This is a genomic window from Brevundimonas sp. CURTG3B2_SDJG (assembly GCF_057364705.1).
This window is the reverse complement of record NZ_JBNFOJ010000136.1, coordinates 1-7914: the sequence shown is the minus strand read 5'-3', so window position 1 is coordinate 7914 and position 7914 is coordinate 1. Positions and strand designations below refer to the sequence as shown.

At 69.1% G+C, this 7914-nt stretch carries 5 protein-coding genes and 3 pseudogenes; 2 read left to right on the top strand and 6 right to left on the bottom strand.

The features are described from left to right. Together AC2W7C_RS10480 and AC2W7C_RS10475 are read right to left on the bottom strand one after the other, a co-directional pair. Positions 1–747 (bottom strand): annotated as a pseudogene (locus AC2W7C_RS10480) (hypothetical protein); the annotation flags it as partial. 80 nt (positions 748–827) lie between these two features. Beyond that, positions 828–1760: a ribose-phosphate pyrophosphokinase gene (locus AC2W7C_RS10475; protein WP_486001390.1), complete on the bottom strand. Its 933-nt coding sequence runs from the start codon at positions 1758–1760 to the stop codon at positions 828–830. Positions 1761–2019: 259 nt separating this feature from the next. Between AC2W7C_RS10475 and AC2W7C_RS10470 the strand changes: the two genes are divergently transcribed. Both AC2W7C_RS10470 and recN read left to right on the top strand, forming a co-directional pair. Beyond that, on the top strand, positions 2020–2865 hold the full coding sequence (locus tag AC2W7C_RS10470; RefSeq protein ID WP_486001389.1) for an outer membrane protein assembly factor BamD: 846 nt from the start codon (positions 2020–2022) through the stop codon (positions 2863–2865). A gap of 195 nt (positions 2866–3060) precedes the next feature. After that, positions 3061–4759: pseudogene (recN, locus tag AC2W7C_RS10465) on the top strand (DNA repair protein RecN). 1 nt (position 4760) lies between these two features. Here recN and AC2W7C_RS10460 read toward each other — a convergent pair. The 4 genes and pseudogenes from AC2W7C_RS10460 to AC2W7C_RS10445 form a co-directional block, all read right to left on the bottom strand. Then, the gene (locus AC2W7C_RS10460) at positions 4761–5567 is read right to left on the bottom strand and encodes an inositol monophosphatase family protein (RefSeq protein WP_486001388.1); all 807 of its coding nucleotides are present in this window, start codon (positions 5565–5567) and stop codon (positions 4761–4763) included. A 203-nt stretch (positions 5568–5770) separates the two neighbouring features. Beyond that, the gene (gene efp / locus AC2W7C_RS10455) at positions 5771–6340 is read right to left on the bottom strand and encodes an elongation factor P (RefSeq protein ID WP_486001387.1); all 570 of its coding nucleotides are present in this window, start codon (positions 6338–6340) and stop codon (positions 5771–5773) included. A gap of 236 nt (positions 6341–6576) precedes the next feature. After that, positions 6577–7149 (bottom strand): annotated as a pseudogene (locus AC2W7C_RS10450) (diguanylate cyclase domain-containing protein); the annotation flags it as partial. Positions 7150–7180: 31 nt separating this feature from the next. After that, complete coding sequence (locus AC2W7C_RS10445) at positions 7181–7771, bottom strand: GNAT family N-acetyltransferase (RefSeq protein WP_486001386.1); 591 nt, start codon at positions 7769–7771, stop codon at positions 7181–7183. Between the last annotated feature and the right edge of the window lie 143 nt (positions 7772–7914).

Genomic DNA, 7914 nt, shown 5'->3' with positions numbered 1-7914 from the left:
CGGGTAGGGCGGAGCCCGGGCGCCGATCGCTGGCCACGTCCAGTCCCCTGGCCGCTGTGCGCCGCGGCCCCGAAGGCGGGACGCGTCAGAGGCGGACGGCAGCATGGCCTGGGCCGAAAGCGTCTTTGCCGCCTGCAGACGGCCGTCGCGATCGTTCACCTGCGCCACGCCCCAGGACCGGCGGGGATCCCAGGCGTTCTGGATCGCGTAGGCGTCGTTCTCGACCGAATCCGCGGCCCGTCCCAGGGCGGAGATGTCCTCGCGCAGCACCGACATGATCAGGCCCGCGCCCGCGTCGGCGCCCGGCAGGCTGGAGGCCCAGCGCGGATCGGCGACGATGTTGGCGACCAGCTGCTCGCGCACGGTCCTGTCGACGGCGTACTGGCGCACTCCGGCCACGAACTCGGGCGACTGCAGGGCCAGGATCGAGGCGTAGGCGACCAGCCCCCGCGACAGCTGGTCCGGGTCGTAGGCCGATCCCCGGCGCAGCGCGGCCTGGATCGCTTCGGCGTCGGCGAAGCCGCCCTCGATCGTCGCCATGTCGCGGCTGAACGAAAGATAGATCGAGGCCGCCTCGGCGACGCTGTCGTTCAGGGCGATGGGGGGCGGCGTGCGGGCGGCGATCTCGGCGGCGCGGCGCGCGGCCTCCGCCTCGGCTTCCTTCTGTGCGGTGTTCGAGGCGCAGCTCGCCAGCGCCAGGGTCAGCGCGACGGCGCACAGGCCGCGGAGGGGAAAGGCCGATTTCATGAACGCTCCTCGATCAGTCCGGCCCCACCAACGCCGAAGCTTCTGGCGTCAATGAGGCGGGAGGGGAGGGCGTTCCGTCTTCAGTCGAAAAGTTTCGAGACCGATTCTTCGTTGGCGATCCGTCGGATAGCCTCGCCGATCAGCGGGGCGACCGAAACGCGGCGGATCTTCTTGCAGTTCAAAACTTCGTCAGGCTGCTCGATGGAATCGGTGATCACCAGTTCCTTCAGCGGCCCGTCGGCGACACGCTGCACGGCCGGGCCGGACAGGACGCCGTGGCTGATGTAGGCCGAGACTTCGGTGGCGCCCTTGTCGATCAGGGCCTTGGCGGCGTTCACCAAGGTGCCGCCCGAATCCACGATATCGTCGAACAGGATGCAGCGTCGGCCTTCGACGTCGCCGATGATGTTCATCACCTCGCTCTCGCCCGCCTTGGGCCGGCGCTTGTCGACGATCGCCAGGTCGGCGTCGAGCCGCGAGGCCAGCGAGCGGGCTCGGACCACGCCGCCGACGTCGGGGGACACGATCATCAGGCTGTCGCGGGCGTAGTTCTCCTTGATGTCCTGCGCCAGCACGGGCGTGGCCACCAGGTTGTCGGTCGGAATGTCGAAGAAGCCCTGGATCTGTCCGGCGTGCAGATCCATCGTCAGCACCCGGTCGGCGCCGGCGCGGGTGATCAGATTGGCCACAAGCTTGGCCGAGATCGGCGTGCGGCCGCCGGTCTTCCGGTCCTGCCGGGCGTAGCCGAAATAGGGCATGACGGCCGTGATCCGCTTGGCCGAGGCGCGCACCAGCGCGTCGGTCATGATCAGCAATTCCATCAGATTGTCGTTGGCCGGATAGCTGGTCGACTGCAGGATGAAGACGTCCTCGCCCCGGACGTTTTCCTCTATGACGGCGAAGACCTCGTTGTCGGCGAAGCGCTTCACCTGGGCCTTGGTCAGGGGCATGTCGAGGTGGGCGGCGATCGCCTGGGACAGCGTCCGGTTGGAGTTGCCAGAGAGCAGCTTCATGTCCGGTCATCCTTTCGCCGTCATCGCCCGGCTGACAATGCCGCCGCGCGTTGGCGCGCTTCATATTCAGGGGATCGCGTGGCCACAAGGCGCGAAGCGCTTTTTAAGCCTGTTCTTCGTGCATTGGCGCGACGTTGTCCGCTGGTGTAGAGAACGCGTCTCGCTTCCGGGGGCGCCGACGGGCAGGGGTCCTTCGGCATGCATGTTTCAGGGGCCTTGAGCGGGCCGAGGGCCTGTAGGCCAAGAATAGAGGTCGTCCTTGTCTGCTTCGAAGATCCGCACCGGCCTGATTCTGGCGGTCGTCGCCGTGTCGGCGCTGACGACCTCCGCCTGCATGAATCGCGGCAATCGTCCGCGCCTGGCCTATGAGGAACGTCCGGTCGAGGCGCTCTACAACACCGGCTACGCTCGCGTCGAAGCCAAGCGCTGGGCGGACGCCATCGACTATTTCCAGGAAGTCGAGCGGCAGCACCCTTATTCGGAATGGTCGCGTCGCGCGATTCTGATGCAGATCTACGCCTACTATCAGAACAATAACTACGCCGAGGCGATCGCCGCCTCTGACCGCTTCATCGCCCTGTTCCCCGGCAATCCGAGCGCGCCCTACGCCTTCTACATGAAGGCGATTTGCAATTTCGAGCAGATCACCGACGTGGGCCGCGACCAGGGCTACGCCCAGTCGGCGCTGGACGGGCTGCGCGACGTCGCCCGGCGCTATCCCGGCACGCCTTACGCCATCGACGCCACGGTCAAGATCGACATGGTCAACGATCAGCTGGCCGGCAAGGAGATGTCGATCGGCCGCTACTACCAGCGCGCCAACCAGCCGCTAGCGGCGATCAACCGGTACAAGACCGTCATCGACAACCAGGCCTTCCAGCGTACCTCGCACACGCCCGAGGCGCTCTACCGTCTGGTCGAGGTCTACCTCAGCCTGGGGCTGAAGGACGAGGCGACCCGCAACGGCTCCGTTCTGGGCTTCAACTATCCGGGCAGCCCCTGGTACGCCGAGGCCTACGCCCTGTTGTCCGAAGAGGGCGCCCAGCCCGAGACCGCCCCGACCGGCCAGCGTGAAAGCTGGCTGCGTCGCCTGATCCCGGGCTGAATCCTGCCTCATCCGCTCATCCTGGCGAAGGCCGGGATCCAGATGACGAATGTGTTGCGACCGATTCTGACGTAGTTGGCGTCCAGTCAGGCCTCGATGGGCGTTGGATCCGGATCCCGGCCTCCGCCGGGATGAGCGGATGTGGGGAACCGGATCGCCCGCTAGGATCGCCCTGATGCCGAATCGCGCGCCCTCATGCTGACCGCCCTTTCCATCCGCGACATCGTGCTGGTGGACGCCCTCGACCTCGAGGTCCGGGAAGGCCTGACCGTGCTGACGGGCGAGACCGGGGCGGGCAAGTCGATCATCCTGGACGCCCTGGGCCTGGCGCTGGGCGCGCGGGGCGACGCGGGCCTGGTGCGCTCGGGGGCCAAGCAGGCCAGCGCCACGGCCGTCTTCACCGCGCCCGACGACGCCGCGCTTTTGGAACTCATCGCCGATAAGGGCTTCGACGTGGCTCCGGGCGAGGAGCTGATCCTGCGCCGCATCGTCTCGGCCGACGGGCGCAGCCGCGCCTTCGTCAACGACCAGCCGGCGGGGGTCGCCGCCCTGCGCGAGATCGGCCAGGCCTTGGTCGAGGTCCACGGTCAGCACGAAACCGTCGGCCTGCTGGACTGGAAGACCCACCGCGCCCTGCTGGACGCCTACGGCGGCCTGCAGCCTCAGTTGGCCGGCGTCGCCGGCGCCTCGGAGGCGCTCAAGGCGGCCGAACGGACCGTCGCCGACCTCAAGGCGGCGGCCGCCGACGCCGCGGCCCATGCCGAGGAGCTGACTCTCAATCTGGCCGACCTGGACGCCCTGGATCCCCGCGCCGACGAAGAGGCTGAACTGGCCGGAGAACGGGCGCTGCTGGGCGCCGCGGAGAAGGCGATCGGCGACCTGGCCGACGCGCGCGGCTCGCTGGGCGGGGACAAGCTGTCCCGGAACCTGGCGGCGGCTCTGCGCGCCGTCGAGCACGCCCGCCAGCGCGCGACCCAGTCGGGCGCCGAGGCCGATCATCCGCTGCTGCGGAAGCTCACCGCCGCCGCCGAAGCCATCGACCGCACCTTGGTGGAGGCCGAGGAGGCCATCGCCTGCGTCGACGCGGCCGCGGACGCCTTCGACTTCGAGCCCGGTCGCCTGGACAAGGCCGAGGAGCGGCTGTTCGCCCTGCGAGCGGCCGCCCGCAAGCTGAACACCTCGGTCGAACTGCTGCCGATCCTTCGGGAGAGGTTCCGCGAGCAGCTGCGCCTGATCGAGACGGGCGCCGACGCCATCGTCGCCGCGAACGCGAAGCCTCGGCGCGCGCGAGGCCTATGACGTCGCCGCCTTGCTGCTGACCTCGGCGCGCGAGGCCGCGGCCGATCGGCTGACCGCCGCGGTGATGGGCGAACTGCCGCCGCTGAAGCTGGACCGGGCCCGTTTCCGCGTCGCCTTTGAGCCGGTCGCCGAGGGCCGCCGCGGGCCGCTGGGCGTGGAGACGGTGCGGTTCGAGATCGCCACCAACGCCGGGACCGACTTCGGTCCCCTGGACGCCATCGCGTCGGGGGGCGAGCTGGCCCGCTTCGCCCTGGCCATGAAGGCGGCGCTGGCCGGCCGCGAGGACCAGCGACAGCCGGTGATGATCTTCGACGAGGTCGACCAGGGGGTCGGCGGCGCGGTCGCCGAGGCGGTGGGCACACGGCTGCAGCGGCTGTCGCGTGGGGCCCAGGTCCTGGTGGTCACTCACAGTCCCCAGGTCGCCGCCCGGGGTCACGCCCACTGGAAGGTCCGCAAGTCCGACGCCGGCGGCCTGACCACCACCACGGTCGACGCCCTGGACGACGATCACCGCCGCGAAGAGATCGCCCGCATGCTGTCCGGCGCCACCGTCACGGACGAGGCGCGGGCGGCGGCGAGGGCTTTGATCGGATAGGCTACGCCGCCTGCAGCACCTTGCGCAGGGCGCCGTGGATGTCCGGGTTGGCGGCCAGGATCTGCTTGCCGTTCTTCGGATCGCCATCGACGTCGATGGTCGTCACCAGCCCGCCCGCCTCGGTGACGAACAGCACGCCCGCCGCCACGTCCCAAGGGTTCAGGTTGCGTTCGTAATAGGCGTCGTACCGGCCCGCGGCGACCCAGGCGAAGTCCAGGGCGGCCGAGCCCAGGCGGCGGATGCCGGCGACCCGTTGGCCCACCGCGTGGATGTCCTTGATCGCCTGGGCGTGACCGGTCTTGCCGATGAAGGGCAGGCCGGTGGCGATCAGGCTTTCCGACAGATCCTTGCGGCCCGCGACCCGTATGCGGCCGTCGTTCAGATAGCAGCCCTTGCCCTTCTCGGCCCAGAACATCTCGTTCATGACCGGGTTGTAGGTCACGCCCGCCACGATCTCGGAGCCGCCGTCGGGCGCGAACCGCTCCAGCCCGACGGTGATGGCGAAGTGGGGCATCGCGTGGATGAAGTTGGTGGTGCCGTCGATGGGATCGACGATCCAGCGGTGCGACTTGTCGGTGCCCTCGACCATGCCGCGCTCCTCGCCCAGGAAGCCGTAGCCGGGGCGGGCCTTGGTCAGCAGCTCGAACAGGGTCTCTTCCGCCTTGATGTCGGCGGCGGTGACGAAGTCGCCCGGGCCCTTGCGCGAGGTCTGCAGGTTCGCGACCTCGCCGAAGTCGCGCAGCATCGGGCGGGCGGTCTTGCGGACCGCGTCCATCATCACTTGCAGCAGGGCGGAGGCGAGGGCCATGGGGAATCTCCTGGTCCGCGTGTCCTGAAAGCCGGTGGCCGGACAGGCGGAGAAGTTCAAACGCAAACCGGCCCCGACGGAGCTGGTGAAGTGGTTAGTGATTAGTGGTTAGTGATTGATGTGGCTGACACCGAACCTCGGGGTCTCGCGCTGGCGTCTGGTCCAGCAACCACAAACCACTAATCACTAACCACTCCGCGTAGTCAGTCCGCGCGGCGGACGTACTCGCCGGTGGTGGTGTCGACGACGATCTTCTCGCCGGCCGACATGTACGGCGGGATCATGATGCGCACGCCGTTGTTGGCGATGGCGGGCTTGTAGGACGAGGAGGCGGTCTGGCCCTTCACGGTCGGCTCGGTCTCGACGACCTCCAGGGTCACCTGCTCGGGCAGCTCCAGGCCGATCGGACGATCCTCGTGGGATTCGATGACGACCTTCATGCCTTCCTGCAGGTAGGGGATGCGTTCCTCGCCCACCCATTCCTTCTGCAGCTCGATCTGCTCGTAGGTCTCGTCGTTCATGAACACCAGCGTCTCGCCGCCGTCGTACAGGTACGAATAGTCGCGCTGTTCCAGGGTGACGCGCTCGACCTTGTCTTCCGAGCGGAAGCGTTCGTTCAGCTTGTTGCCGGTCTCGAGGTTCTTGGCCTCGACGTTGGCGAAGGCGCCGCCCTTGCCCGGCTTGACGTGGCTGGCCTTGGTGACGACCCACAGGCCGCCGTTCACTTGCAGGACCATGCCGGGCTTGATGGTGTTGCCGTTGATCTTCGCCATAGAGGTCTCGGAGGGGTTGGGGCGCAGCCCTTGCGGCGCGCGCGAGCGGGCGCAGTCCCTAAAGGAAGCCGGGGCGAACGGCAATCCTTCTCGAGGCGGCGCCCCTCCCCATCCTTCGGACGGGAGGACTAGTGGACCGTCGCGCCGCCTCGGACCTTGTCCTGAACCATGTTGGCCAGATGGACCGCGCCGCCGGCCGGGGCCGCCAGCTTGCCGGCGCGAGCGTCCAGCTTGCGCGCCTCGTGGGCGAAGGCGGCGTTCAGCCGCGACCCCAGGGCCGCCAGCACCAGGTCGGCACGCTCGTGGCCCAGGGCCTCGTTCAGGCGGCGCAGGCGGTCGACGTCGGCCACCACCAGTTCGTAATCGCCGGGCTGGGTCAGGATCTCGCCTGCCCGGGCGATGAAGGTGCGCCGGTCCAGAAGTCCGGTCAGGTGATCGCGGTGCGAGGCGGCGAACTTGGTCTCCAGCGCCACCACGCCGGCCGCGCGCAGGCCGTCTTCCAGCCAGACGCCGCGCCAGATGCAAGTCTCGGCGTCGCGCATGCGCAGGCGCACGGCGACCTCGGTTCCCTCTTCCTGGGGCTTCAGGATCTTCTCGGCCAGCGCCCGGTCCTGCGGGATCGCCACCGCCGTGAACGCGGCCCCCGAGCATTCCGGCGCCAGCGGCCCCAGGCCCAGCGACCGGGTCGCCCCGGTGAAGCGCATCTGGTCTTCGGAGGGCGTCCAGATCCACAGCGCGGCGTCCGCGGCCGCCAACGCCTCGATGGCGGTCGTCGCGTCCCAGGCCAGACTTCTGGAGCGAGTGTTCAAAACGCGAGACCGGTCCTGTCAGGGGCTGACGTCAGCCGCCGCGTCCGGCTCCGTCGTTGACGCAGCCGAACAGAAGATGGTCTGCCCATGCGCCGTTAATTTTGAGATAAGCCCGCGCCTGGCCTTCCAGTACGAAACCGGCCTTCTCCAGCACCCGGCGCGAGGCCAGGTTGGTCGGCACGCAGGCCGCCTCAACCCGGTGCAGGTTCAGGTCGTCGAACGCGTAGCTGACAAGGGCGCGCACGGCGGCCGTGGCCAGTCCCCGCCCGGCGAACGGCCGGCCGATCCAGTAGCCCAGCGTCCCTGTTTCGGCCACGCCCCGCCGAACGTTCGACAGGGTGATCGCGCCGACCAGGGTGCGGTCGGTTCCGGTGAAGACGAAGAAGGGCCAGGCGTTCCCGGCCTCCATCTCCCGCTGGTAGATCCCCAGCCGGCGCTTGAACGCCGCCTTGGATAGGTCGTCCTCGGGCCAGGTCGGCTCCCACGGCTGGAGATAGGCGTACGACCCCTGCCTCAGCGCCGCCCACGCCTCGTGATCGCCGGCCCGAGGAGGCCGCAGCACCACATTGCGGCCCTTCACCACGGGCCCGCTGGCTTCGCTGATCCAGTCCAGAAGGGCCATGGGGGGCAGGATACCCGCCTGACGGTCAGCCGAACAGGGCGTCCCTGAACGCCGCGCCTGCGGCGGCCGCCGCCTTGGGCCCTAGCACGGCCGTCGCCGCCCGGCCCGCAACGATGGCGCCGGCCGCGGCGGCCCGCACCTCG

Excerpts from the sequence above, each read along its gene's own strand:
- AC2W7C_RS10475 (WP_486001390.1), bottom strand. The coding sequence starts at position 1,760 with ATGAAGCTGCTCTCTGGCAACTCCAACCGGACGCTGTCCCAGGCGATC.
- AC2W7C_RS10445 (WP_486001386.1), bottom strand. The coding sequence starts at position 7,771 with ATGGCCCTTCTGGACTGGATCAGCGAAGCCAGCGGGCCCGTGGTGAAG.
- efp (WP_486001387.1), bottom strand. The coding sequence starts at position 6,340 with ATGGCGAAGATCAACGGCAACACCATCAAGCCCGGCATGGTCCTGCAA.
- AC2W7C_RS10460 (WP_486001388.1), bottom strand. The coding sequence starts at position 5,567 with ATGGCCCTCGCCTCCGCCCTGCTGCAAGTGATGATGGACGCGGTCCGC.